The organism is Clostridium sp. CCUG 7971 (assembly GCF_017590215.1).
Classification (GTDB): domain Bacteria; phylum Bacillota; class Clostridia; order Peptostreptococcales; family Peptostreptococcaceae; genus Faecalimicrobium.
The window spans coordinates 13,054-37,775 of the sequence record NZ_JAFFPK010000072.1 but is presented as its reverse complement, the minus strand read 5'-3'; the positions used below and the strand labels follow the sequence as shown (position 1 = coordinate 37,775).

Annotated in this window: 29 protein-coding genes and 1 pseudogene; 22 read left to right on the top strand and 8 right to left on the bottom strand. The window is 25.9% G+C overall.

Annotated elements, in window-relative coordinates:
- The first annotated feature begins 31 nt into the window (after window positions 1–31).
- Window positions 32–1,225: a WD40/YVTN/BNR-like repeat-containing protein gene (locus tag JWF52_RS10430; RefSeq protein WP_208333498.1), complete on the top strand. Its 1,194-nt coding sequence runs from the start codon at window positions 32–34 to the stop codon at window positions 1,223–1,225.
- Between the two features lie 168 nt (window positions 1,226–1,393).
- The gene (locus JWF52_RS10425; RefSeq protein ID WP_208333497.1) at window positions 1,394–1,627 is read left to right on the top strand and encodes a hypothetical protein; all 234 of its coding nucleotides are present in this window, start codon (window positions 1,394–1,396) and stop codon (window positions 1,625–1,627) included.
- Between the two features lie 108 nt (window positions 1,628–1,735).
- On the opposite strand, the gene JWF52_RS10420 is transcribed toward JWF52_RS10425, so the two are convergent.
- Window positions 1,736–2,788: a DUF4179 domain-containing protein gene (locus JWF52_RS10420; RefSeq protein ID WP_208333496.1), complete on the bottom strand. Its 1,053-nt coding sequence runs from the start codon at window positions 2,786–2,788 to the stop codon at window positions 1,736–1,738.
- Entirely contained in the window at window positions 2,781–3,356 is a 576-nt protein-coding gene (locus tag JWF52_RS10415) for a sigma-70 family RNA polymerase sigma factor (RefSeq protein ID WP_208333495.1), read from the bottom strand. Before JWF52_RS10415 ends, JWF52_RS10420 begins: the two co-directional genes overlap by 8 nt.
- Before the next feature lie 255 nt (window positions 3,357–3,611).
- Here JWF52_RS10415 and JWF52_RS10410 point away from each other — a divergent pair, with 255 nt between their 5' ends.
- From JWF52_RS10410 to JWF52_RS10395, 4 genes are all read left to right on the top strand, one after another.
- Complete coding sequence (locus JWF52_RS10410) at window positions 3,612–4,175, top strand: GNAT family N-acetyltransferase (RefSeq protein ID WP_208333494.1); 564 nt, start codon at window positions 3,612–3,614, stop codon at window positions 4,173–4,175.
- Window positions 4,176–4,265: 90 nt separating this feature from the next.
- Window positions 4,266–4,784, top strand: coding sequence for a GrpB family protein (locus JWF52_RS10405; protein WP_208333493.1), 519 nt, complete (start codon window positions 4,266–4,268; stop codon window positions 4,782–4,784).
- A 151-nt stretch (window positions 4,785–4,935) separates the two neighbouring features.
- Entirely contained in the window at window positions 4,936–5,463 is a 528-nt protein-coding gene (locus JWF52_RS10400; protein WP_208333492.1) for an RNA polymerase sigma factor, read from the top strand.
- A gap of 3 nt (window positions 5,464–5,466) precedes the next feature.
- The gene (locus tag JWF52_RS10395; RefSeq protein WP_208333491.1) at window positions 5,467–6,849 is read left to right on the top strand and encodes a DUF4179 domain-containing protein; all 1,383 of its coding nucleotides are present in this window, start codon (window positions 5,467–5,469) and stop codon (window positions 6,847–6,849) included.
- 184 nt (window positions 6,850–7,033) lie between these two features.
- Here JWF52_RS10395 and JWF52_RS10390 read toward each other — a convergent pair whose 3' ends face one another.
- Complete coding sequence (locus JWF52_RS10390; RefSeq protein ID WP_208333490.1) at window positions 7,034–7,342, bottom strand: hypothetical protein; 309 nt, start codon at window positions 7,340–7,342, stop codon at window positions 7,034–7,036.
- A 136-nt stretch (window positions 7,343–7,478) separates the two neighbouring features.
- Here JWF52_RS10390 and JWF52_RS10385 point away from each other — a divergent pair, with 136 nt between their 5' ends.
- Both JWF52_RS10385 and JWF52_RS10380 read left to right on the top strand, forming a co-directional pair.
- On the top strand, window positions 7,479–8,696 hold the full coding sequence (locus JWF52_RS10385) for a S41 family peptidase (RefSeq protein ID WP_208333489.1): 1,218 nt from the start codon (window positions 7,479–7,481) through the stop codon (window positions 8,694–8,696).
- A 299-nt stretch (window positions 8,697–8,995) separates the two neighbouring features.
- Entirely contained in the window at window positions 8,996–9,763 is a 768-nt protein-coding gene (locus JWF52_RS10380; protein ID WP_208333488.1) for a TraX family protein, read from the top strand.
- 394 nt (window positions 9,764–10,157) lie between these two features.
- Here the strand turns inward: JWF52_RS10380 and JWF52_RS10375 are convergent, their stop codons facing one another.
- Together JWF52_RS10375 and JWF52_RS10370 are read right to left on the bottom strand one after the other, a co-directional pair.
- On the bottom strand, window positions 10,158–10,640 hold the full coding sequence (locus JWF52_RS10375) for a DUF2691 family protein (protein ID WP_208333487.1): 483 nt from the start codon (window positions 10,638–10,640) through the stop codon (window positions 10,158–10,160).
- A gap of 226 nt (window positions 10,641–10,866) precedes the next feature.
- Window positions 10,867–11,277 carry a GNAT family N-acetyltransferase gene (locus tag JWF52_RS10370; protein WP_353654922.1) on the bottom strand — a complete coding sequence of 137 codons (411 nt, stop codon included), beginning with the start codon at window positions 11,275–11,277 and terminating at the stop codon, window positions 10,867–10,869.
- 365 nt (window positions 11,278–11,642) lie between these two features.
- Between JWF52_RS10370 and JWF52_RS10365 the strand changes: the two genes are divergently transcribed.
- From JWF52_RS10365 to JWF52_RS10320, 10 genes are all read left to right on the top strand, one after another.
- Window positions 11,643–12,011 (top strand): hypothetical protein, encoded by a 369-nt coding sequence (locus JWF52_RS10365; RefSeq protein ID WP_208333485.1) that lies wholly within the window; start codon window positions 11,643–11,645, stop codon window positions 12,009–12,011.
- A 205-nt stretch (window positions 12,012–12,216) separates the two neighbouring features.
- Window positions 12,217–13,005, top strand: a complete 789-nt coding sequence (locus JWF52_RS10360; protein WP_208333484.1) for a LamB/YcsF family protein — start codon at window positions 12,217–12,219, stop codon at window positions 13,003–13,005.
- Window positions 12,998–14,215 (top strand): NRAMP family divalent metal transporter, encoded by a 1,218-nt coding sequence (locus JWF52_RS10355; protein ID WP_286184104.1) that lies wholly within the window; start codon window positions 12,998–13,000, stop codon window positions 14,213–14,215. The genes JWF52_RS10360 and JWF52_RS10355 overlap by 8 nt, the downstream gene beginning before the upstream one ends.
- A 10-nt stretch (window positions 14,216–14,225) precedes the next feature.
- Complete coding sequence (pxpB, locus tag JWF52_RS10350; RefSeq protein WP_208333483.1) at window positions 14,226–14,924, top strand: 5-oxoprolinase subunit PxpB; 699 nt, start codon at window positions 14,226–14,228, stop codon at window positions 14,922–14,924.
- A complete protein-coding gene (locus JWF52_RS10345) occupies window positions 14,924–15,940 on the top strand; it encodes a 5-oxoprolinase subunit C family protein (RefSeq protein ID WP_208333482.1) in 1,017 nt (338 codons plus the stop codon). Before pxpB ends, JWF52_RS10345 begins: the two co-directional genes overlap by 1 nt.
- Window positions 15,941–16,059: 119 nt before the next feature.
- Complete coding sequence (locus JWF52_RS10340) at window positions 16,060–16,233, top strand: hypothetical protein (RefSeq protein WP_208333481.1); 174 nt, start codon at window positions 16,060–16,062, stop codon at window positions 16,231–16,233.
- Between the two features lie 437 nt (window positions 16,234–16,670).
- Complete coding sequence (locus tag JWF52_RS19860; protein WP_502711252.1) at window positions 16,671–16,901, top strand: hypothetical protein; 231 nt, start codon at window positions 16,671–16,673, stop codon at window positions 16,899–16,901.
- A 6-nt stretch (window positions 16,902–16,907) separates the two neighbouring features.
- Window positions 16,908–17,111, top strand: coding sequence for a helix-turn-helix transcriptional regulator (locus JWF52_RS10330; RefSeq protein WP_208333480.1), 204 nt, complete (start codon window positions 16,908–16,910; stop codon window positions 17,109–17,111).
- 41 nt (window positions 17,112–17,152) lie between these two features.
- Entirely contained in the window at window positions 17,153–17,377 is a 225-nt protein-coding gene (locus JWF52_RS10325) for a DUF4177 domain-containing protein (RefSeq protein ID WP_208333479.1), read from the top strand.
- A 190-nt stretch (window positions 17,378–17,567) separates the two neighbouring features.
- Window positions 17,568–17,909, top strand: coding sequence for a hypothetical protein (locus JWF52_RS10320; RefSeq protein WP_208333478.1), 342 nt, complete (start codon window positions 17,568–17,570; stop codon window positions 17,907–17,909).
- A gap of 71 nt (window positions 17,910–17,980) precedes the next feature.
- Here JWF52_RS10320 and JWF52_RS10315 read toward each other — a convergent pair whose 3' ends face one another.
- The 3 genes and pseudogenes from JWF52_RS10315 to JWF52_RS10305 form a co-directional block, all read right to left on the bottom strand.
- Window positions 17,981–19,174 carry a metal-dependent hydrolase family protein gene (locus JWF52_RS10315; RefSeq protein WP_353654921.1) on the bottom strand — a complete coding sequence of 398 codons (1,194 nt, stop codon included), beginning with the start codon at window positions 19,172–19,174 and terminating at the stop codon, window positions 17,981–17,983.
- A 425-nt stretch (window positions 19,175–19,599) separates the two neighbouring features.
- Window positions 19,600–20,133: a hypothetical protein gene (locus JWF52_RS10310; RefSeq protein ID WP_208333476.1), complete on the bottom strand. Its 534-nt coding sequence runs from the start codon at window positions 20,131–20,133 to the stop codon at window positions 19,600–19,602.
- A 121-nt stretch (window positions 20,134–20,254) separates the two neighbouring features.
- Window positions 20,255–20,840, bottom strand: a pseudogene (locus JWF52_RS10305) (transposase); the annotation flags it as partial.
- 622 nt (window positions 20,841–21,462) lie between these two features.
- Between JWF52_RS10305 and JWF52_RS10300 the strand changes: the two are divergent.
- From JWF52_RS10300 to JWF52_RS10290, 4 genes are all read left to right on the top strand, one after another.
- Window positions 21,463–22,188, top strand: coding sequence for a DeoR/GlpR family DNA-binding transcription regulator (locus JWF52_RS10300; RefSeq protein WP_208333475.1), 726 nt, complete (start codon window positions 21,463–21,465; stop codon window positions 22,186–22,188).
- A 329-nt stretch (window positions 22,189–22,517) separates the two neighbouring features.
- Window positions 22,518–23,006: a LytR/AlgR family response regulator transcription factor gene (locus tag JWF52_RS10295; RefSeq protein WP_286184103.1), complete on the top strand. Its 489-nt coding sequence runs from the start codon at window positions 22,518–22,520 to the stop codon at window positions 23,004–23,006.
- Between the two features lie 10 nt (window positions 23,007–23,016).
- On the top strand, window positions 23,017–23,229 hold the full coding sequence (locus tag JWF52_RS19320) for a LytR/AlgR family response regulator transcription factor (RefSeq protein ID WP_353654920.1): 213 nt from the start codon (window positions 23,017–23,019) through the stop codon (window positions 23,227–23,229).
- Window positions 23,223–24,599 (top strand): sensor histidine kinase, encoded by a 1,377-nt coding sequence (locus JWF52_RS10290; protein WP_208333474.1) that lies wholly within the window; start codon window positions 23,223–23,225, stop codon window positions 24,597–24,599. The genes JWF52_RS19320 and JWF52_RS10290 overlap by 7 nt, the downstream gene beginning before the upstream one ends.
- Window positions 24,600–24,722: the final 123 nt, after the last annotated feature.

Here is a 24,722-nt window from a genome sequence, read left to right as displayed (position 1 = left end):
AAAGGGAAATTTTAGATAAGAGGATGTAAAAATGAATAATAAGAAAAAATTTATAATAATTGGGATAATTATATTTACTGTAATATTAGTATCAATCCCTTTGTATTCTACATACAAAAAGAGTCAAATGAATAAATTAATTGATATTACTAATAAATTCTTTGAAGAATACGTAAAAAAAGGCAAAGAATCTTATGCTAAAGATAATATGAATGCTACATATAAAGCCACAGAAATAAAAATAGTAGCAGGAGATAAAAATGAGTTTGTAGGTCAAGTGTATTTTGAAATTGACATCGATGTAAATGGTGAGAGAGACTACACTTCAACAGAACGTACAATGAGAATTAAAAAAATGGATAAGGATGAGTATAAGGTAGTTGATGAAGGTAATAGCGTTACTATAGACGGATTAAAATCAGTAAATTACTCAAATAAAGATAAAGACAAGGAATTATTAAATAAAACAAAAGAAGAACTAGATTCATTAGAATTTAAAAAAGTAGCAGGTATATATTACTCAATAGAGTGGGATGGAATAAAATTAAGCTATGACAAAAAGAAAACTTGGGTAGATGTGCCTATTCCAAATGAATATGCACTATCAAATTGTTCAAAGGATAAGAATAATATGTACCTAAAGGAAAATACTTATTATATATCACATAAGAAAACAGCATTTATATCTACAAATGAATCAGATATATTAATAACTATTAGCGATGATAAAGGCAAATCTTGGAATAAAGTAACTTTAGAAAATGCTTATCAAGGTGGAGAACTATTTATAGGATTTAGTTCAAATGATGTAGGATATTGTACAACGACTACTGATACAGCTATGGGTAAGCAGTATAATTATATATATGTGACTAAAGATGGCGGAAAGTCGTGGAATGAAATAGGCAATACCAATGAAGTTTATTCTCGCGTAGTTACAGGAATTGGATTTTTAGATGATAAGATAGGATTTGTTGGATTTAGATATGAAAGTGAAAATAATCCTACAGTATATAGAACTGATAATGCTGGAGTTACTTGGGAAAAGTTAGAGATACATCTTCCTTATGAATATGCATCTGACTATGCAACACCTCGTACACCTAAGTTTAAAAATGATAAAGGAATTTTACCTGTTAATCTTAGAGATAATAATAAGACTATTTATTTTATAAGTGATGATAAAGGTAAGATATGGGAATATAGTTCTAATATTAATGAATAGATTATAAAAAATAACTCGTAATTTCAACAAAAGGCTATTGTTGACTTTTTAATATATTATTATTGCTCTTAGGTTATAATATAAGTATATATAAACTATATAGAAATGAACAATTGTTATATATTTAAAACTAACTATTAAATAAATTAAAATTTAGAGGGTGTTATTTTGGGAAATGATATTAAATTAGTATATTGCATTTTAGGTAGCGTTATTATTGCGCTACTTTCAGCAACAATATTTCAAGATGCATTAGTAGGTGGATTTTATCAATTTGGACTATACGGTATAGGAGAAATTCTTCTAACTTGTAGTAAAGTATTATCATCTATAGGCGTAATTTTAACTGTATATTATTCTTTAAAATTGATAATAAGAAATACTAACTTAAAAGATAAGTAAATATAAGCCAGCAAATTATTTGCTGGCTTAATTAGTAATATAACAAATTTTATCTACTTTTATTCACATATCAATTTAATAATTAAACATCGTTCTTAAAGATAGTATTTAATTATTAGTATTATCGTTATTTATATAAACTTTAAACTCAGTAACATTATCTTCTGATTTATCTTTTAAATCTAAAAATTTAACTATTATATACTGAGTTGTATTATAATATCCTATTCCATAATGATTATCGGTTACGATACTATCATAAACCATACCATTTTTTATCTTATATTCCTTAGTATTTATATCATCTTCATAGCTTTTACCACCAAAACCTGAGGCATACATGTATTCTAATTTTATATATGGATCTTTGAATTTATCATTATCTAGTATAAATTCCTTTGGGAATCGCACATTAACAGTTACACTATAAGGGCTTACTTCTAATGAGTCAACTGTAAATCCATTTTTTGTTTCATTTACATTTATAACTTTGCTCCATGTATTAGGTGAAACTTTTAATTTAAAGTTGAAAGGACCTTCTATATTTTCAGATACTGTTTCAGAATCAGGTTTATTTGTATAGATATTATTTATTAAAAGATTTAAATTTATTACTTTAGGTGCTTTTTTACCCTTAAATGTTAAGTCATACGTAGTCATTCCTTCATACGTATAATCATCTAAATAGCCCTTTGTTGAACCTCCAACTTCAGTTGCAGTTCCATTTTTTACATTTACTTTCATATCTAATATTAAACGGTCTTTAGAAAAGCCTTCTTCTCTTTGACGAGGTAATTTATTTTTTGATTTTATAGTATAAGTAAAATATATTTTATGGCCATCACAGACTATTTCATTAATAGTTACACTTACACCATTTACAGTTTTAGTTAAGTTAACTCCTTGTGCATATGTAGTATATTTATCTTTTTCTTTCATAGTAAAACTCATATTTTCAAACAAACCATCTAAGTTAGGTATTTCATTTGCTAAAGAAGGATTCAAAGTTGTGACAGATACCCCAATTAATAAAAAAATTATGGATGCTACTTTTATATGTTTAAATGTTTTCTTTCTCTTCAAGAGTTTTCCCTTTTCTATAGTTTTTCTAGTTTCTTCTTTTATATTATGAGGTATTTCTATACCATCAAATTTAGTCATTTTTATCCTCCTTTAATATATCATACATTTTCTTCTTAGCTCTTCTTATGTTAGTTTTAACGGTATTCTCATTAGAATTTGTTATTTCTGAAATCTGTTGAGTAGTTAAATCATAAAAATACTGTAGTATAATAGGCGTTCTATATTTTTCTTCCAATATATCAATGGCATCATATAAGTCTAACTTTTCCTCAATATTTGAGTATGAAAAATCACCAATGTAATCTTCAACGCATTCATCTTGAAATTTATTGTAATGTCTACTTCTTGTATAAACATTATTTATTAATATTTTTGTTATCCACGTTTTAAATGATTTAGGATCTTTTAATTTTGATATATTCATATATGCTTTTAGCACTGTTTCTTGGTATATATCTAAAGCATCGTGTTCATTTTTAACATATAAAAATGCCATTTTATAAAGATAACTTTCATATATGTCTATTAGTTTTTCAAAAGAATGATCATTGCCGTATTGTGATTGCTTTATCAAAAACTCTTCGGAATAAGATTTTTGACCTATATTAAATATTTTTCCCCTTTTTATAATGTTGCTTTTTATCATCTCAATCTCCTTAATAGTTCAAATTACATATATAAGATGCATCATATAGTCATATAGTTTCAATATATATATATAAATTTTTTATTTTAGTTTTCTTATGTAGATTACTATTATAATATTTTTTATAAAGTACCATTACTTTATGATATTTTAAGTAGAAAAAATAGTCTAGAAGAATATATTTTACTACTAGTGTATTTACAATTTATATATTAATTTTTAGATAAACTATAAGTTAAAAAGGGGAAATACAATATGATATATGGAAAGGGTATAATAATAAGGCCACTACAAATGGGAGATGAAGAGTATCTTTACAATTGGTGGAATAGTGGAGGATTAATGGAACATGCAACACATAAATTTGGAGTACTCCAAAGTAAAGAGAGTATAAAAAATAGTATTATTAACGAATTTGAAAGTAGTCAGTTGTTTCCAATAAGCAAAAGATTTATCATTTGTAATAAAGAAGATTTGAAACCTATTGGAGAAGTTAATTACTGTGATTATGATCCTAGAAATCAAAAGGCTGAATTAGGTATAAAAATTTGTGAATTAGATGAACAAGGAAATGGAAAGGGGAAGGATGCATTATATCATTTTATTGATTTTATGTTTAAATTTCTAAACTTAAATAAAATTGAATTAACTACTATGGAAGATAATAAAAGAGCAAAAAGCTTATACGAAAAATTTGGATTCAAAAAAATTGGTGTAATAAGAGAAGCATATTTTGATAGTAGATATGGAGAATTTAGTAATGTGATTTATATGGATTTACTAAAAAAAGATTGGACTAATATAAAACTAGACTTATAATTAGTAAATTAGTTACTTTTTAATATACAAATATAATAAGTGGATTTAAAATATTTATGAGCTATAAAATAATAAAAAGGGGGAGTAAATATGAATATAGTAGTAGTTGATTACAATCCAGAGTGGCCTTTTTTATTTCAAAAAGAAGCAGATAGTATAAAAGAAATACTTAAAGATGAATTAGTAGAAATTCATCATATTGGAAGTACTTCAGTTAAAAATTTAAAGGCTAAACCTATCATTGATATTATACCAGTTGTAAATAATATTGAAAAAGTAGATAAGTATAATCATGAATTTGAAAACTTAGGATATGAGCTTATGGGGGAGTATGGAATCAAAGGTAGACGATTCTTTAGAAAAGGTTTAGAAAATAGAACTCATCATATACATATATTTGAGGTAAGTGATACTCATAATATAAAAAGGCATCTTGCAGTTAGAGATTATTTAAGAACTCACCCTGAAAAAGCACATGAATATGGAGAATTAAAGCAAGAGTTGGCAAATAAATACCCATATGATATTGAATCATATTGCTTGGGAAAAGATTCATTTGTAAAAGAATTAGAAAAAAATGCAGTTGCCTGGTATAACCAGAAAAAATAAAAAGCATAAATAAGTATGATAAAATAATATATAGATTAAAATGAGTTTAAATCCAAGTTATAGATAGCTTGGATTTTTATATTGTAAAAATTTATTAATTCGGGAACCTTTGACAATTACAAATGGTCTTATATATGTAGGAGGTGATGAAGTGTTTAGTATTGGCGCCAATATTAGTAGAAAAATAATAAATATAAAAAAGAAAGAAATAACAAAAGAAGAGTTTGTAGATTTAATACAGGATAATAAAGTATCTTTATATAGATTTGCAAAAAGCATATTAAAAAATGATACAGAAGTAGAAGATGCTATAAGTGAAGCAATACTTAAAGCCTATAAAAATAAGGATAAGTTAAGAGATAAAGAAAGCTTTAAACCTTGGATAATGAGGATAGTTTCAAATGAATCTTATAACTTAATAAGAAAAAATTCTAGATTAGAGTTAGTTGATAATATGAACAGTTTAAATCTAGTGCATACAGATAAAAATTATTCTAGCCTTAGAGAAATAGTTGGTGATTTAAGTGAAGAATTTAGTTCGGTAATAGTCTTATTTTACTATGAAGATATGAGTATAAAAGATATTAGCAAAGTGCTAGAAATATCTGAGGGGACTGTAAAATCAAGATTATATAGAGCTAAAGAAAAGTTAAAAGTTTTACTAAAAGAGGAGGTATAACTTATGGATAGCTTTGATAGAAAAATTAAACATTTAGCAGAAAGTGAAGTTTTTGAAATACCGGATAATGTTGATAATAGTATAAATGATATTTTAGATAATATAGCTAACCCAAAATCTAAGAAGAAAAGACCATTTAAAGTAGCGATATTAGTAGCAACAATATCAGCGCTAACTATTACAACAGTATTTGCTATAGAAAATATTATAGAGTACTTTAATCATAATAAAAATTCTATATATAAACCAGATGAAAAAGATTTTACTGTCTTTGGTAGTGTAGTAAATAAAAGTGTGAAAGATAAAAATATAGAATTTACAGTTGATAATATATCTATTGATGATAATTACATAAATATTTTTTACACTGTAAAAAGTAATGAAAACATAAAAAATATAGATGAATCGTATAAAGACCCATATGTTGCAAATCCAATACCAGATGTATTTATGAATGGTGAAAATATAACACCGTATGGGTTAGTTGAACATGAAGCAACTTTTGTATCTGATAAAGAGTTAAAGGGAATGAGAAAAGTTGATGTAAGTAATCAAGATATAAAGGATAATTCAGAAATTGAAATTAAAGTTAATGAGATCTTTAAAGAAGAAGGTAATTGGAGTATAAAAGTTAGTGCAGATAAAACAGATTCTAAAGAACATACTTACAATTATGATATAAATAAGAAAGTGAATGTAAATTTAAGTTATGACTACAATGGCAAGAAAGTAGATGTAGAACATAAATTAGATATTAAAAAGGTAAGTATATCACCTTTTGCGAGTAAAATAAATATAAAAGAAAAATCTAATAAAGTCTTCGGCGACTGGAGACCTATGATAGGTAATTCATTTGCATTATTTGATGAAAATAATAAGTCTTTAGATGTAGTTGATAAAGGTGGTTTTGGACCTAATGCAAATGGAGAGATTACAGCATCACATGAATTTTTAAAAGCTAATAAAGATACAAAATCATTAACTTTAGTACCGATAGAGTTTGATGATAGTGTAGAAAATCATATGCTAGAACCTAAAAGCATTGATAATTTACCGATAGTATTTAAAACTAGTAAATATGGAAATCTAGTATTAGAAGATTTAAAAATAAGTGATAAGGAAATAAGGTATACTTTTTACAAAGATGGAGTAGTTCCTTATTATCCAAACTTTTGGTTCTTTGATGAAAATGGAAATGAAATAAGTATAAGTAGTAGAATAGAAGAATCACTAGATAGACACACAGGAAGATATACTGTTATACACTATCTTCAAAAAGACTCTGATGATGTATCAAAAATAAAGAAAGTGTCTACATTTACAGGTAATGACTTAAAATTAAGATACGACCAACAAATAAAAATAGATTTAATAAAAAATAATTAAAACAACTATATAATTTTAATAATATTTTTAAAGATACTAATATAATAAATATATGAAAATAAAGGATAAACCATTGGTTTATCCTTTATTTTAATGTATTTAAGAATTATTTATAATAAGTTACAAAATAATATAGTAATATATTGAAAGTTTATTTATTTTGAACTAAAATATATTTTAACAACTAGATTATTAATAAAACTGCAATGTAAATCATTGTAATAAAAATTAAAATAGAAGTAATTATAAAATTTTTTTCTTTTTCTAGAATTTTAAATTCGAAATCTTTATAACTTTTGATAGCTTTGATAAGAGAATATTCTAAATAAGCACCAAATAAAAATATAATAGAAAAAATAATAATATTGTAAGTATTTCTACCTATAATATCTATAATAAAACCTTTAGAAACTGTAATAACTAAAAATATTAAAGGTATAAGCCATTTCCATTCTTTCAATTTTTTATTTAAATCATTTAATTCATTACCCAATGTGAAATTCCCCAAGTGACATTTTTAGTTTATATAACAGCTGATGATATATATTTTAATTTTACTATAAGTTGTCTATTCATCAAATAGTTAAAACAAACTGAATTAATAATTATTTTTATAAATGGAGGAGAATATGAAAAAAATAAATAGTAAGTGGTTTACAATAATTTTGTTAAGTTTAACATTTTTAACTATAATAGCTTTTGTAAATAAAGAAAATAATTCTATTATTACAGGAGAATCAGAACTTGATGTTAAGCTGACTAAAAAAGAGATAAAAGAAGATAGAAATAAAATGATAGACATTATGGAAAGTACTCACCCAATATTTCTAGAAGAAGTACCAAAAGAATATGAAGAAGCTAAAAATAAATTCATAAAAGATACAAAAAAAGAAATGACAATAGGGGAATTTCAACTAGCCCTTAGTAAGTATACATCATCAATAGAAGATGGGCATACAGGTATTGGCTTTCAAGTAGCAAACTTTTTAGATATTAATTGGAAGTATATAGATAAAAACTTAGTATTGCTAGATGATAACAACAAACCTACAAATAAAATTGTTACATCAATAAATAATGTTAGTGTTGAAGATATTATAAAAGTAATAGATGAAACTTTTCCAGCAGAAAACCATGTAGATGAGTATGTGAATAACTCCAGTATGTCAAAAGAAAAGTTAGTATTAACCAGTGCAGGTGTTGATACATCAAAAGATATAGTATTAAGTATTAAAGATGGAAAAAACAACTATGAAATGAAAGTAGAATTTAAAGGTTATGATAGATATAATAAATCCAATTATGATATCTATGCTAAAAATATTGATGAAAGCACAGCATATGTAAAGCTTGGTATATGTGAAGTTAATGATAGTTTAAAAAAGGTAATATCGTACTTAAATAACAATTTAGATAATCTTGAAAATGTAATTATAGATGTAAGAGATAACCCAGGTGGTGATTCAACAGCTTGTGAGATGATACTTGAATCTCTAAAAATAAAAGCTGGAAGTTTTGGAGGAGTAAAAAGATATTCAAAACTAGTAAATGAAATGTACCAAGAATTTAAATCTAGTGGTTATGAAACCTTTAAAAGAAGTAATGATGTAGTTAAAAATGAGAATATAAAACTATATATACTTATGAATGAAAAGACTTTTAGCTCTGCTCAGTGGTTAGCAACTTTAGTTAAAGATGGTAAGTTAGGTATATTAGTAGGTAAGCCAAGTAGAAATACACCTTCTTCATTTGGAAATGTTATACCTTTTATACTTGAAAACTCTGAGATACAAGGACAAATTTCATTTGTAAAATGGCTTAGACCAGATGAAACTAAAGATTCTTAAAAAGTACTAGAACCACATATTAAGGTAGAGGATGGAGAAGATGCATTAGAAAAAATGATAGAATTAATTAAGGAATAAAAAGAAATTGATTATGTTAAATTACCTCCTACTTTATACTATTATTGCAATATATATCGATAAGTAAAGGAAGTTATAGATATATATTGTATAAAATATTTTGCATTAAAAACATTTCATACTTTAAGAAAAACTTAAGATTTATATGTACTTTTTCTTAAGAAAATTTATCTATAATTAAATCCAATATATAAATAATATTGATATATAGGAGGAACTTAATGGATTATGTTACGTCAAAATTTACATTAAAAAATTTAACTGCTAATCAATTAAAATTTATTGCTATAATAGCGATGTTTATAGACCATATAGCAGTAGTATTAGTTTCAAATCAGAGCATATTAGGTCAAGTAATGCACACAATAGGCAGAATAACTATGCCAATTATGTGCTACTTTATAGCAGAAGGATATCATAAAACTAGAGATATTAAAAAATATGTTTTAAGACTTTTAACATTTGCAATAATATGTCATTACTCATTTTTCTTCTTTGCAACAGGAGTAGCCCCTATTTCATTTGGAGAAAATATTAAGATTCAAATACAGTTTCCGACAAGCGTAATATTTACTCTTTTTCTTGGGTTAATTGCTCTTATAGTTTGGAACTGCGAAAATATAAAAAAATACATAAAATTAATTATCATATTTGGCATATGCATTATTTCAATGGTAGGAGATTGGGGATATATTGCAGTATTATGGATATTAGTATTTGGAGTAAATTATGGTAACTTTAAAAATCAAGTTATGGGCTTTTGGATAGTTTCGATGATTTTGATTTCTAATCCAATTATGAGACTGTTAAATATATATGATGGGATTTGGTGGGAACAAGCTTATCAATTTGGATTATTACTTTCAATTCCTTTATTATCACAGTATAATGGATACTTAGGAAAATATAAAAATGCAAAATGGATATTCTATATATTCTATCCTTTACATTTATTAATACTAGGATATCTAAAATATTATATACTATGATTAAATTCAATATATATAAATTAAAATAGTTAACGAATGTTAGCTATTTTAATTTTATAATTTAACAATAATATTGTTTAACATAGTCTTTTTAAATTATTATTAATTTCACATATACCAAGCTTTATATAAGCTTATGCTTTCAATATAACCAGAAAAAAAGAAGAAGAGTTCTCAGTAACAATTGGTAATGCTTTTGTATCAACTCTAGTTCAGCAAGTATCATTGTGGTATGTGCACCCTAGTTAAAATTATTAGGATATCTGTAAAATATAGTGTAAAAACTTTAATCCTATGACAACATCTCTTTAATTTTTTAAACAAAAAAGAAAGTAATAATTTTTAATGTGATTACATTCCTTATGTTCATAAAAAATAATATTATGAATTATATTTACATATTATTTCTTGTATTTAGTTCTGACAAATCTTCAGACAAAGGAAGATTACGTCTAAACTTTTCAACTAAATTGTCATCCTTACTAATTAATAAAGTAAGAGAACTATCCCAAGCGACGATTTCTACTTCTGCTAGTGGATGTTGAATATCTATATTCTTCACCAAAAAATCTTCATATCCATCTGCAAAAGGTAAATCATATTTCAGCACCTGTTCAAAAGTAATATCTTTAGAAAATCCTGAAAAAACACCCCAAACAAATTGAAAGTCCTCTTTAGATATGATTTCTGTAAGTTGTTTACCTGATATCCAAATATACTCTTTTGAAAATAATTCATTAATATTTTTATCTGTAGGATAACATTCACAATTAGTAATTAACCAGTTATATTTTAACTGTTTATCTTCTATTGCATTAAAAATTTTGTTCATATAAGTAAAATAAGATTCACCCTTTTCTAAAATAGCACTTCTCATATTTAAACCTCACTTAGAATTAATGCTTAAATCTAATTCGAAACTTATAGCGATTGTTAATTTAATTATAGCAGAATTTATAGTTTCTAATATGTATATAAAACATAGATTGATTTTCATATACAACTTTTTATTATATTAACTTGAAATAGGAAGCTCTAGTTTGAGAGTATATATATTTACAATAGGATATATTTTATTAAAGATAAAAATAGGAGCAATGCTCCTATTTAACACTCAACTTCATTATACTATATTCAGTATGCTTATTATTTTCAATTCTTATAAATTTATCATAATGTACAAAACCTAACTTTTTATAAACTTTTATAGCACGAGTATTACAACTACATACTTTTAAAAATATATCTTTTGTATAATGTTTTTTTAACACAATTAATCTACTTATACATTTTCTTACAAAGTCTTTACCTATTCCAAGTCCACATAAATCGGGCCTTAAAGACCATCCAACCCACATATCTTCTTGTATTATTTGACATGATACGTATGCGATTATATTATCACTTTCTACTAAAGCAAATTGTTCAACTCCCCAAGAGCAATTATTTTTCAAATAGTCATTTAAATGTAAATCATATATATTATAGGGGGATTCATATCTCCATAAACATATATGTTTTAATATTTCACTATCTAAGCTAACAAGTTTGCAATTATCTAAATTTATAATTATACCTCCTAAAAGTGTTGCTATTATTCATATAAAGTAATTATAGCATAAACCTATTATTTACAATATATTATAAGTTTTATAAATATAAATTAATAGGCAATCCAAGAGAATCATATATAGATGGTATTTGGAATAAAGAAGATGAGAAAGATTAGTTAACTGAAATACAAATACCTGTTGAAGCTAATTTATAATCAACACCAAATGTGAAATTTTCCAGTTATTTATACTTACATTCAAGAAAATACTGTTATAATATATAATTCTATACTATATAAACAATTACATAAAAGGGGGAATTAAATATGAATAAAGGTTTAGATATAATAATATCATTATCTATTAATATATTCTTAGCTTTAACATGGGCAGTATTTATGATATTAACTGGAGATATACCTGTTGTACTAGAAGTTTATGATGCAATGGGAATAATAATAGCTTTGGTAGCAGTTACATCAGTATATTCTTTATACTTAAGAAAGAGTAGATGTAATTTATTAAACTTGATTCAAACTAGCGGATTATTATTTATATGGGGAATGTGCTTAGTAGACGAATTAAAGTATAGCTATAATCAAGTAGCAAGAATAGTTGAGATAATAGGATTTGGATTAATATTAGTAGTATTTATTCAAATAGTATTCAATATGGTAAAAAGTAAAAAGAAATAAATATCCCTACAATATTTTAAATAAAAGTACAGAATATATATGTTAAAAAACTAACTAAGCTTATCAAAAGGGTATAGAAAAACTAATAGAGAAATAAATAAAGTATGACTATAATTAGATTAATTTAGTCATACTTTATTCTTTTTATAGAAATTTTTTATAAAGGAAAACAATTTCAAAAAAGTTGTGAAAAAGGGGGCTTACAATGTACAAAGTAGATTTAAATAGTGATTTAGGAGAAAGCTTTGGAAATTACAAACTAGGTATGGATGAAGAAGTTTTAAAATATATAACTTCAGCAAACATAGCTTGTGGATGGCACGCAGGAGATCCATTACAAATGGAGGAAACTGTGAAAAATGCAGTGAAAAATAATGTATCAATAGGTGCTCACCCTGGATTTATGGACCTTATGGGATTTGGAAGAAGAGAAATGAAAGTAACACCTAAGGAAGCTAAGGCTTATGTAAAATACCAATTAGGTTCACTAATAGCTTTTGCAAAGTCAAATAATACAAAAGTAAAACATCTAAAAGCACATGGAGCACTTTATAACATGGCAGCAAAAGATGAAGGATTAGCATTAGCAATAGCCGAGGCTATTTATGAAGTAGATAAAGACATTATATTATTAGGTCTTTCTGGTAGCAAGATGATAGAATGTGGAGAAAAAGTAGGATTAAAAGTTGCTAGTGAAGTTTTTGCAGATAGAGCATATAACAGTGATGGTACTTTGGTTTCAAGAAAGATAGAAGGCTCTGTTATAAAAGACTTGGATTTGGCAATAAGTAGAGTAATAAGAATGGTCAAAGAAGGTAAAGTTCAAAGCATTGGTGGGGAGGATATAAGTATAAAGGCAGATTCTATTTGTGTTCATGGAGATAATCCAAAAGCTATTGAATTTGTAAAGAGTATAAAAGAAGCTTTAGAAAATGAAGATATAAATATAGTTTCTATAAGTGAAGATATAAATGGAGGATTAATTTATGGATAAAACTATTGCTAAATCCAAGTCTAGTAAAAATAATGTTACAGCTCTTATGGGTGCAGCTTTCATAATGGCTACTTCAGCAATAGGTCCAGGATTTTTAACTCAAACTGCAACTTTTACAAATCAATATAGAACTAATTTTGGATTTGTTGTTTTAATTACTACTATATTTTTTATAGGAGCTCAGTTAAATGTATGGAGGGTTATTGGAGTTTCAGGCCTTAGAGGTCAAGATATTGCAAATAGAGTTTTACCAGGATTAGGTTATTTTATAGCAATTTTAGTTGGGATTGGTGGACTTGCATTTAATATAGGTAACGTAGGAGGAGCTGCCCTTGGGGTTAACGTTATGTTTAATGCTGATGTAACAATATCTACTATTGCGTGTGGATTAATATCAATAGCTATATTTTTAATAAAAGAGTCAGGACCAGTTATAGATAAATTGACAAGACTTTTGGCTATTGTAGTTATCATAGTAGTAGGTTATGTTGCAGTAATAAATAAGCCAGATATTGTATTAGTTGCAAAGGGAACTTTTATACCAGAAAATCCATCTAATTTAATATTTCCTATAATAACTCTTTTAGGAGGAAGTGTTGGAGGATATATTACTTTTGCAGGTGGACACAGATTAATTGATGCAGGAATAACTGGAGAAGAAAATTTAAAAGATATAACTAAATCATCAATCTTAGGAATAAGTGTAGCTACTATAGTCAGAATATTTTTATTTTTGGCTATATTTGCAGTTGTTTCAAAAGGACTTACTCTAGATCCAGAAAATCCAGCAGCATCAGCATTTAAGTATGGTGCAGGAAATATAGGATATAAATTCTTTGGGTTAGTATTGTGGTGTGCAAGCATTACTTCTGTAATAGGAGCAGCTTATACTTCAGTTTCATTTATAAAAACTCTACATCCATTTATAGAGAATCACGAAAATAAATTTATAATACTTTTTATATTTGCATCTACTTTAATAATGGCATTAGTAGGAAAGCCTGCTAGTCTATTAGTTCTAGCAGGTTCTTTAAATGGATTAATACTGCCAATAACTTTAGGAGTTATATTAATAGCTTCTAAAAAAGAATCGATAGTTGGAAATTATAAACATCCCAAGTGGTTACTTATTTTAGGAATAATAGTAGTTATAGTAACTGCTGTTGGTGGAATAATTTCTTTAAAAGATATTACTAAGTTATTTGTTTAGGGGGATAATCATGGAAAGTAAGTATTTACTAGCAGGAGATAAGTCTATAGTAGTTGAGTTTGGAGATTTTATAGATGAATCTATAAATAAAAAGGTTATTCAGTTAATGAAAACTATTGAAAATTCACCTTTGATGGATGCAATTTATGAGATGGTACCAACTTATAGATCTCTTATGATAAATTATAACCCATTAAAAGTTAACTTTGATGAGTTTATAAATTCTATTAAATCTTTGGAGAAGAATTTAGAATCAGTAGATAAGATTGATAAAAATGTTGTAAAAATACCTGTTCTTTATGGAGGGGAATACGGAGAAGACATAGAAACAGTAGCAAATCATAATAACATATCAATAGAAGAAGTCATAAAAATTCACAGTGAAAGAGAATATTTAGTATATATGCTAGGATTTACTCCAGGATTTACATATTTAGGGGGAATGGATGAAAGAATAGAAACTCCAAGACTTGAAAATCCAAGAATGAAAATTTCAGCAGGTTCTGTTGGAATTGCAGGAAAACAAACAGGAGTTTACCCCATAGATAGTCCTGGTGGATGGCAGTTAATTGGAAGAACGCCAATAAAACTATATGACCCTACAAATGAAAGTCCTATACTTTTAAGTGCAGGAGATTATGTGAAATTTGAACCTATAACTAAGGGAGAGTTTGATAGTATAGCTTCTAAAGTAGGAGGTGAAATTTAATGGGATTTACTGTTAAAAACAAAGGACTTTTAAGTCTTATCCAAGGTGGAGCAAGAATTGGATATCAACAATATGGAGTATCAGCATCTGGTAGTATGGATGAGTTTTCTTTGAGAGTTGCCAATATTTTAGTTGGAAATAAAGAGTATGAAGCTTGTATAGAAACTCTTGTTATGGGACCGACTATAACATTTGATGAAAAAACTGTTATTGCTATAACTGGTGGAAATTTAGGCCCAATGTTAAATGGTGTTAAATTGGATATGTGGAGAAGTTATGTTGTTAATAAAGGAGAAACATTATCCTTTAGTGGAGCTAGTGAAGGGTGTAGAGCTTATATAGCTTTTGAAGGTGGAATTGATGTTCCTTTAGTAATGGAAAGTAAGTCTACTTATACAAAGGCTAAGATAGGTGGTTTTAAAGGAAGAGCTTTAAAAGAAAATGATTATATTAAGCTAGGAAAAGGTGAAGGAAAATACATTTCTACTCTTAAAAAGGATTATATAAAAAATTATGAAAATAACGTAGAGTTTAGAGTTATAAGAGGACCTCAAGATAATATGTTTGATGAGGAAGAAATTTTAAAGCTTTTTTCAAATGAATATATTCTTAGCAATGAATGCGATAGAATGGGGTATAGGCTAGAAGGTGAAGCTATAAAACATTTAAATGGCGCAGATATAGTTTCTGATGGTATAGCCTTTGGTGCAATACAAGTTCCTGGTCATGGTAAACCTATAATAATGATGGCAGATAGACAAACTGTTGGTGGATATACTAAAATTGGAAATGTTATAAGTGTTGATTTATGTAAGTTGTCACAGCTAAATCCAGGAGATAAGGTACGTTTTAAAGAAGTTGATATTTATGAGTCTCATAGATTATTAAAAAAGTTTGAAGACAATATTAAAGAGATAAAAAATAATATAGAAAAGTTTGAAGTTATAGAAAAGAAGAGATATAGTATTTGTTTAAATGGAGTTAACTTTGATGTTATAGCAGAAGAAGTTAAATAATACTAAAAATAGTCCTAATAGCCATAGGGACTATTTTTTAGTATTATTTAACTATATGTTCTATTACTTAACTGTTTTTCTAATTGGTATGGTGGATATATTTAAAAACTATCCTAGCAATGGAACTTGGACGATGGGTTTACTTCTACTTTCAACAAATAGGAGTAGTAGAAGTAAATATTAAAGGAAGAAAATTTTGGGATTCATTAGGATATCAACATGTAAAATCAACAACTATAAATATGGGAAATAAAGAGAATAATATATATATATTGAGATTAATATTTAAATAATTTTAAGTTCTCGAAAAAACATAACTTTTTATATACATATTTAATTAGGTAAGGGGATACATAAAAGTATATAGAATACTATTAAAACTAAATATGAAATCAAAAGCACATTTTTGAAGCTAATATTTATAGTTTATGAAGTGTGCTATTTTATAGGTTATTCCTTAATTACAAGGAGACTAAAAATATTATTAAAGATTAATAACTTTTTAGTTCTAGAATTGACTTTGGCGTAATATATTTATCACAAAAGGATACAAATATATCACGTGAAGGGGTAGGTTATTTATGGAAAAAAGAAAGTCAAGCAAATATTTATTTCTATTTGGTTTATTCGGTTTTTTGGATTTAGAGGATTTTCAGGAATAAATGGGGATCCTGCTGATTTATTGTGGTTTGCTTCTTGGGGATATTTTTCTGATTTTTGGTGGGCTAAATTGGGTCAATTTGAGGATGAGCGTTTAAAGTATAACAAATATAAAGCTGGCACAATATCTTTTAGCGTATGTTCTATAATAGCATTTACATTAAGTTTATTAAGTTTTTTACAACCTAATTTAACATTTGAGATACTTTGCAGAACCCAACTATTAATAATAGCATTAACTTTAGCGGTATCTGCTAATCTATGGGCATTTTTAACTTATAGATTTGATATGAAATCATAAAACACTATGACAAAGTTTATTAGCAATCTAAAAAAATACCGCCAATTTAATGAATTGACACAAGAAGAACTAGCTATTAAGGTTAATGTTAGAAGAGAAACCATTGCTCGTTTAGAAAATGCTAAGTATAATCCTTCACTTGAATTAGCAGTTAGAATCTCAAAGGAGCTAAATATTTCGATTGAAGAACTATTTATTTTTGAATTTTGATTAGTTAATAAATATAGATTTATAGTTAGGGGGAAATTTATATGTATGAGTATAAATTTATAGAAGTGCCATTAAAGAAAGGGTTTAAAGTTAAATCTGGTGATACTTTTGAAGAATGTAAAAGTATTATTCATAAAGAAGCCAAAAATGGATGGAGATTAAAGCAAGTTATTATTCCAGCAAATGAAAATACGGGATTTTCAGCTTCGGGTGTATATGCTGCATATTGTTACCAAATTGTGCTTGAGAAAGAAGTCACTTTTTAATTACAAGTAGATTATAATACCTCAAAATATGTGAAAAACTTGTGTATTAAAGTAATATAAATATATTCAAGAAAATAAAAAGTAACAAAATGTTATAAATATAGTGTGTATATTGGGTGAATGTTATAATAAAGGTAAGTTAGCGATTATTATATATTATCAATCTGATTATAGGGGAGGAAAAGAGGAAATGATAATAATTTGTTTGGGGATAATTATGTATTTTGTGGGTACGATTTGTAAATATTTACATGATGACTACAAACAATATCCTAATATACATGCGGGTTATAAAATTGGTTCTGCGATGAAAGATAAAGAAACTTGGGAAGAGGCAAATGCTTATATTTATAAGACTTGTACAATGTCTTTAATATTTTCTATTGGTTTTATCGGATTAACTAATTTAATGAATTTGAAACTTCCAAGTATAGCTTATTACATAGCAGAAATATTAATTTTATTTGGACCTATAGTTTTAACTGAAATTCATCTATATAAGTTCAATAAAAATAGGGGTGTAAATAATTAGTCTAAACAAGTTATAGCAAATAAAATAGTCTTGGCAAGTGATAATACTTACTAAGACTATTTTTATTTATATTAGAAAGTACTTTTTACAAAGGAGTTCTTTATAATAGTTCCTTCTTTCATTATAATATCCATGTTTTCAACAGCTATTGCACGAATATTTTCTAAAGGATTTCCATTTATAACTAGAAGATCAGCAAATTTCCCTTTTTCTAAAGTACCCGTAATATCATCTACTTTAAGCATTTTTGCCCCTACTTTAGTAGCAGCCATTATTGTATCCATAGGTGAAATGTTAGCTTTTTCAACGAATGAATACATTTCTCCAATAGCAGTTATACCATATGGTGTTAAGCTTGAGCAAAATGAGTCAGAACCAATAGTTAATCCTATTCCTTTTTCCTTAGCTTTTCTAAGATTATCATAAACACGATTTAATTCCTTTTCAGCGACAGTGTCACCTGGGTATTGATCATGCACATCTGGAATATACGGTGGAGCATATGTTTTAAACCATTCATTAAGAAATTGAATAGTAGGGCAGAAGTAAATATTTTTTTGAGCCATTATATTTAAGCATTCATCATTAAGTGTTTGGCCATGAATAATTAGATGAACACCAGATTTAGCTGAATCAAGTGCACCACCATAACCTTCAGCATGTGACCATACAGGGATACCTACCATATTACATTCATCAACAACAGCTTGAATTTCTTCAAGTGTATAGTGTTGGTCAAGTTTTTTATCCCATCTCCAGATACCACCACCTGTTGACCAAATTTTTATAGCATCAGGATTTTCTCTTAATCTTCTTCTAACAGCTCTTCGAAGTTCCCATGGTCCATCAACACGTTCAGCCCATGGATGAGATTGTTTATTATACCATAAAGGAACTTTGTGAGAATCACCATGACCACAAGTACGTGAAAATCCTAAACCAGTACCTACTATACGAGGACCTTGCATAATACCTGCTTCAATCATATTACGAATATGTAAACCTGAACGTGAAATCTCACCAACAGTAGTTAGACCATGTTCAAGGCATTCATGAGCTTGTTGGACTGCAACAACTGTTTTTTGAATAGAATCTTCTAAAATCCAGTCACTATCATCGTCTGTGAGATTGCCAGAGAAGTGTAGATGACTATCTATAAGACCAGGCATAATTGTTTTTCCTGATATATCAACCTTTATGTAATCTCTTTCAAAATCCTTTTTAGGACCAGTGTATTCAATTTTTTTGTCGACTACTAATACCAAAGAGTCTTTAATAGAATCTTTTCCAGTACCATCAATGAGTAAACCACCTATAAAAGCAATTTTATTCATTATAGATTCCCCCTTACTATAATATATAAATACCTTAATTTATATATCAAAGTATATTGCTTATTAATGTAAATTACAACAAGTTAATCATTTTTATATTTAGTTTAAAATTTTATTAGTTATTTATTTTATCCTTATAGATATAATTTTAAGGCATGTTAGACAATAAGCAATAAAAATAGCTAGAATTATTGGAACATCCAAAGTCTAGCTATTTTTTATATACTTTGATTCGTAATATGTTAAAACCACTAACATAATATGATGTTAAAGAAAATAATATTTTCATTTATTGGCAACTAATTATTAATCCATTTTTATTTAAAATAATAAATTTATATGAGATATAACTAATATTATATAGAATTATGATTTTCAAATTGTTCTTTAATAAACAAATCAAAATTCTTTTTAGATGGAGAACAATTAAATATTCTTTTTGAATTGCAATAAATATCTAGATATATGTATTCGTTGTAATTACCAATAATTCTATATGAAGATATATCTTTTAATGAAATATATTTTCCGCTCAACTTTATTATTTTGTTATCATCAATATAAGTATATTCAAGAACTAAGAAAGACATAATCATAAAATAAAATAACATAAATACTATTGTATTTTCTTGATCATACACATAAATTGGTATAAATAGTAGCTTTCCTAAAAATAAATAGATACTTCCTGCACTGAATTTAGGACTCATTTTAACATCATTATCAAAATTCTTAACCAAACGCAATCGAGAAATTATGTATGCATTGTATAAAATATAACTTGAAAATATTAAAAAGTAAAATATATTTTTAATATCCTTAAAAAATACAAAATAAAGCATTGTACATATTGCCATCATAATACTATCTAAATAATAGATTCTTTTCATAGAGCATCGCCCTCCTTTATATGCACTTATTTACAATATCAATCAAACTTTGGCACAAACTATTTTTAAAACATAATTCATTATATAAAAAAATACAATATGCAACAATTGTGAATTTTCTTGCATCTTCACCTAATTTTCCATCAAAAAATCCAACTATATTATTAGTTGTGATTCTACCATTTCAAACTGCTCCAATAAGGATATTACCTTTACGGTCAATGGATGCTCAATACAGATTTTGTCGTTAGAAATACCTCTTTTCTTCATATCATTATTGCCTTTGCCTCTTTTTCTAGGCTCTCTAGGCATCTTAAAAGTAGTACTTTTTGAATGGTTTCCTTTGAATGATTCACGTATAAAAACTTCATCAACTTCTATCATATCATTAATTCGCAGTATTTAAGCCATTTATCTAATCCTAAGTTAGTACTAGAGAATGAAGACATAGTGAACTTATAAAATGTAGTTCGACATCTTTTACATATATATCTTTGTCTACCTCTAGATTTCCCATTTTTATTCACGTCCTTACATTGGTATTTAGGACATTCGTATCCCTTAGAGAATCTGCTTTCCTTGATATTATCTTTAATTTCATCAGAACTAAATAAAGCACTTAAAATTCCTTGTGCTATTGAAATTAAATCTATAAGTTCATCCTTGTTGAAATATTTAACTATGGATTTTATATCTACTTTAGGCATAATATAGGTATCCTTTCTATAAAATATCGTGAAGTAAAGTTGACACCTATATCATAATCTATTTTCTATATAATTAATCACACAATTGTCTAACAGAGCCAATTTTAAATATTTTTGTATATTATAGTATAGAAAGTTTGATTTTTTCAATCGATAATTAATATAGCATGAGAATTTTTAAATATGTAAAGAATGGATTAAAATGTACGATTTTAGGATTAAAATATAAATAATTTACTGAAAATACAGTTAAAATGTAACTATGAAAATTTATTAGAGGTTTAAAACTATGTGAAAAAATATATTTTTCTGAATAGGTAGGAGAATTTTAATTACTCTAGTAAAAATACCCTCAAAATCTAAATAAATGGATGATAAGGGCATTAATTTTACTATAAATATTAACCTAATGTAAAATATAAAAAAGCACTAATTAAAAAAATTAGTGCTTTTGTTATATAAAGTATCACGCTAAGTTTGGCTTATAACGCTACCTTATATACTAATTATTATATCTATAGTATAATATGGTAATACATATAAATCAATAAATAATAATAAAAAATAATAATAAAAAATAATAATAAATAAAAAATTGGAATAAAAATAAGAGGTGAAAAATTTGTTTTTAGAAGAGAGATACGAAAAAATTATAGAAATAATCAAATCAAGTGGGAGAGTAAAGGTTAAAGATTTATCCGAATTGTTTGAAGTTACGCAAGACTGTATTAGAAAAGACTTAAAAGAGCTAGAGTCTAGAGGGCACCTAAAAAGAGTATATGGAGGTGCTATTGCACAAAGAGATTTTAATGAGATAAAAAACGTTGATAAAAGAAAAGATATTAATATGCAAGAGAAAAAAGCTATAGCACTAAAAGCAATTACGCTAATAGATAATGGAGATATAATATTTTTAGATATATCGACTAATAGTCTAGAGATTGCAAAAGAATTAAACAAAATAAATAAAGAAATTACAGTAGTAACAAACATGATAGAAATTGTATTAGAATTAAGAAGTAATAAGAATATAAAAGTAATTTGTATTGGAGGAGAATTTAACAAAGAGATAGGTGCAATAGTAGGTTCAGCTGCTGATAGATACATAAGAAAATTTACTTTTGATAAAGCGTTTATAGGAGTATGTGGAATTAACTTAGAAACAGGATATATAACTACACTTAATTTAGAAGATGGAAATACAAAAAAAACTATAATTGAATGCTCTAATAAAAGATATTTAGTAATGGAAAAAGAGAAGTTTAACTATGATGGACTATATAAGTTTGCTAATTTAGATGAAGTGACAAGTATAATAACTGAGGATAAAATAATAAATCAAAATTAAGATTATTAATTAAAGAAAGGTCAAACTTAATAAAAACAAAGTTTGACCTTTCATATTTTTTATTAATTCAGTTTAAACTAATTATATATAGATAAAATTAATATGAAACACATATTAGCAATAATTACAGATATGACTTAGAAAGTAATTACTAAACCTAACAAAGCAAAAAAGTTAAATTTAAGACTTTACCGTATTTAGACTTGAGTATTGATAAAAATAATAAAAAAATGTTATCCTAAAGTATAAGATATAAAAATAAATATTTAAATACATCAACAAAAAACTTTCAATATTGGATTATAATAAGACGAGTTTAGGGGGGGATTATGATTAAAATAGCAATTTGTGAAGATGAAAAAGAAACACAGATCTTAATAGAAGATTATCTTAATAATATATTAAAAAATATAAATGTAGAATATGAAATACAAAAATATATTTCTGGAGAAGAGTTACTTGAATGTAACTTAAAAGACATAGATATATTACTTCTTGATATACAAATGGGGCAAATAAATGGAATGGATACTGCAAGAAAGATTAGAGAAGTAGATAATAAAATGGAAATAATATTTATAACTTCTTTAATAGATTATGTACAAGAAGGATATGAAGTAAGAGCGTATAGATATTTGCTAAAACCTATAGAATTAGAAGAATTAAAACAACATGTGCTAACTTGTATTAATGAGATTGAAAATAAAAATAATCATATTATAATAAAGAACAAGTCTAATACATACAAGATTTACTCAGATGAAATAAAGTATGTAGAAGTTCAAAAAAAAGAATATGTTAATACACACAATCAATAAGAGTTTTGATGTGAGATATAGTCTAGAAAAAATAGAAAAAGACTTAAAACAAGATAAATTTGTAAGATGCCATAAAAGCTTTTTAGTTAATCTAAGTTATGTAGAAAATATAAAGTCAAATACTATAGTATTGGAATGTGGAGAAGAAATACCTGTTAGTAGATATAGACATAAAGAAGTTAAGGAGAAATTCTTAAGATTTATTGGTGATTCAATATGTTAAATTTGATGTCTAATTTTATATTAGCTTTATCAATACTTACACGTTTTATTATACTAAAAGGGATATTAACTTATAAAAAAGAAGGCAAAGAAAACGAACAAATTGTATTTTATATTTTATTGTTATTAATTTATACTATAGCTAGACTGTCTAATATATCTCAAATTAATGGTAATAATAGCAATTACCTAGTTGATGGCATAATATTTATTGCTTGGGTAGTATACTATAATTATTTTTATAAGATAGGATATGTTAAATATATAATTTTCTTTTGTTTATTTAATGTATATTACGACTTGATTAAAAAGTATTTATTAGATAGAATTTTATTTTTTGTAATTACAGGCAATGTTATATCATCCGAAAAAGCTCTTTTAGTATCTGATTTTGAAAATTTAAAAGTTGAGATATGTGTTAATATGGTTATTTTATTTATCTATCTTGTATTTAGATTTTTTAATAATCGTTTACAATTACTTGATAGCGAAAAAAGAAACTATATATACTTATTATTTGCTTTAGTTGTTAATTCAATTAGTATAGTTGGAAATTATATATTTTACAAAATGCAGAGATTTGGAGTCTTATATTCAGAACAGTTTGTATTTTCTTTTCTTCTAACTCCAAAGTTAGTAGGAGCTAGTAGTATAGTTTTGATATTATTATTTAGACAAATAGTAAAAGAGAACAAATTAAAATCTCAAAATGAATTAATAAAAAACAAATTAGATATGCAATATTCTTATTACTTAAGTATTCAAGAATCTCATATGAAAGTTAAAAAACTTTATCATGATATAAATAACCATATTTGTACTATAGACAATCTTAAAAATAATAGTAAAGAAGTTAATGAATATGTAAATAATTTAAAAGATGAAATTAAAGACTTCAAATCAACTTATAATACAGGAAACATGATATTAGATATTATAATTAATGAAAAGAGTGAACTATGTAAAAAAAAGGGAATTAAATTTATTTGTGATATAAACTTTTCAAAAGTTAATTTTATAAAACCAATAGATGTATCCAGTATATTTGCTAATATTCTAGATAATGCAATAGAAGCGAGTGATAAAATACATGATGAAAATATTAATAAATATATTAGAATTAAAGGTACTATAAATAGACAATATTTTGTACTTAAATGTGAAAATAGTAAAGTTAATAGTATTAGGATTAATAAAAATAGATTATTAACAGACAAAATGGATAAATTTATACATGGAATAGGAATTCAAAGTATTAAATCCTCTTTAGAAAAATATGATGGAGAAATATTATTTGAAGACCAAAAGGACAAATTTACACTAAACATATACATACCACTTAACCAAAATACTGACAGTTGGGTCGATTAACCTACTAGTTGGGGCATATATATTGATACTAAAAAATAAGGGTGTTATCTTTTTAATAACAAAAGACAACACCCTTATTTTTTATATTTAAGGAAACTGTACTAAGTCAATATATATTATTAT

Coding starts and splice junctions, on each gene's coding strand:
- JWF52_RS10430 (WP_208333498.1), top strand. CDS start 32: ATGAATAATAAGAAAAAATTTATAATAATTGGGATAATTATATTTACT.
- JWF52_RS10420 (WP_208333496.1), bottom strand. CDS start 2,788: ATGACTAAATTTGATGGTATAGAAATACCTCATAATATAAAAGAAGAA.
- JWF52_RS10415 (WP_208333495.1), bottom strand. CDS start 3,356: ATGATAAAAAGCAACATTATAAAAAGGGGAAAAATATTTAATATAGGT.
- JWF52_RS10410 (WP_208333494.1), top strand. CDS start 3,612: ATGATATATGGAAAGGGTATAATAATAAGGCCACTACAAATGGGAGAT.
- JWF52_RS10405 (WP_208333493.1), top strand. CDS start 4,266: ATGAATATAGTAGTAGTTGATTACAATCCAGAGTGGCCTTTTTTATTT.
- JWF52_RS10395 (WP_208333491.1), top strand. CDS start 5,467: ATGGATAGCTTTGATAGAAAAATTAAACATTTAGCAGAAAGTGAAGTT.
- JWF52_RS10385 (WP_208333489.1), top strand. CDS start 7,479: ATGAAAAAAATAAATAGTAAGTGGTTTACAATAATTTTGTTAAGTTTA.
- JWF52_RS10380 (WP_208333488.1), top strand. CDS start 8,996: ATGGATTATGTTACGTCAAAATTTACATTAAAAAATTTAACTGCTAAT.
- JWF52_RS10375 (WP_208333487.1), bottom strand. CDS start 10,640: ATGAGAAGTGCTATTTTAGAAAAGGGTGAATCTTATTTTACTTATATG.
- JWF52_RS10365 (WP_208333485.1), top strand. CDS start 11,643: ATGAATAAAGGTTTAGATATAATAATATCATTATCTATTAATATATTC.
- JWF52_RS10360 (WP_208333484.1), top strand. CDS start 12,217: ATGTACAAAGTAGATTTAAATAGTGATTTAGGAGAAAGCTTTGGAAAT.
- JWF52_RS10355 (WP_286184104.1), top strand. CDS start 12,998: ATGGATAAAACTATTGCTAAATCCAAGTCTAGTAAAAATAATGTTACA.
- pxpB (WP_208333483.1), top strand. CDS start 14,226: ATGGAAAGTAAGTATTTACTAGCAGGAGATAAGTCTATAGTAGTTGAG.
- JWF52_RS10345 (WP_208333482.1), top strand. CDS start 14,924: ATGGGATTTACTGTTAAAAACAAAGGACTTTTAAGTCTTATCCAAGGT.
- JWF52_RS10340 (WP_208333481.1), top strand. CDS start 16,060: ATGGAACTTGGACGATGGGTTTACTTCTACTTTCAACAAATAGGAGTA.
- JWF52_RS10330 (WP_208333480.1), top strand. CDS start 16,908: ATGACAAAGTTTATTAGCAATCTAAAAAAATACCGCCAATTTAATGAA.
- JWF52_RS10325 (WP_208333479.1), top strand. CDS start 17,153: ATGTATGAGTATAAATTTATAGAAGTGCCATTAAAGAAAGGGTTTAAA.
- JWF52_RS10320 (WP_208333478.1), top strand. CDS start 17,568: ATGATAATAATTTGTTTGGGGATAATTATGTATTTTGTGGGTACGATT.
- JWF52_RS10310 (WP_208333476.1), bottom strand. CDS start 20,133: ATGAAAAGAATCTATTATTTAGATAGTATTATGATGGCAATATGTACA.
- JWF52_RS10295 (WP_286184103.1), top strand. CDS start 22,518: ATGATTAAAATAGCAATTTGTGAAGATGAAAAAGAAACACAGATCTTA.
- JWF52_RS10290 (WP_208333474.1), top strand. CDS start 23,223: ATGTTAAATTTGATGTCTAATTTTATATTAGCTTTATCAATACTTACA.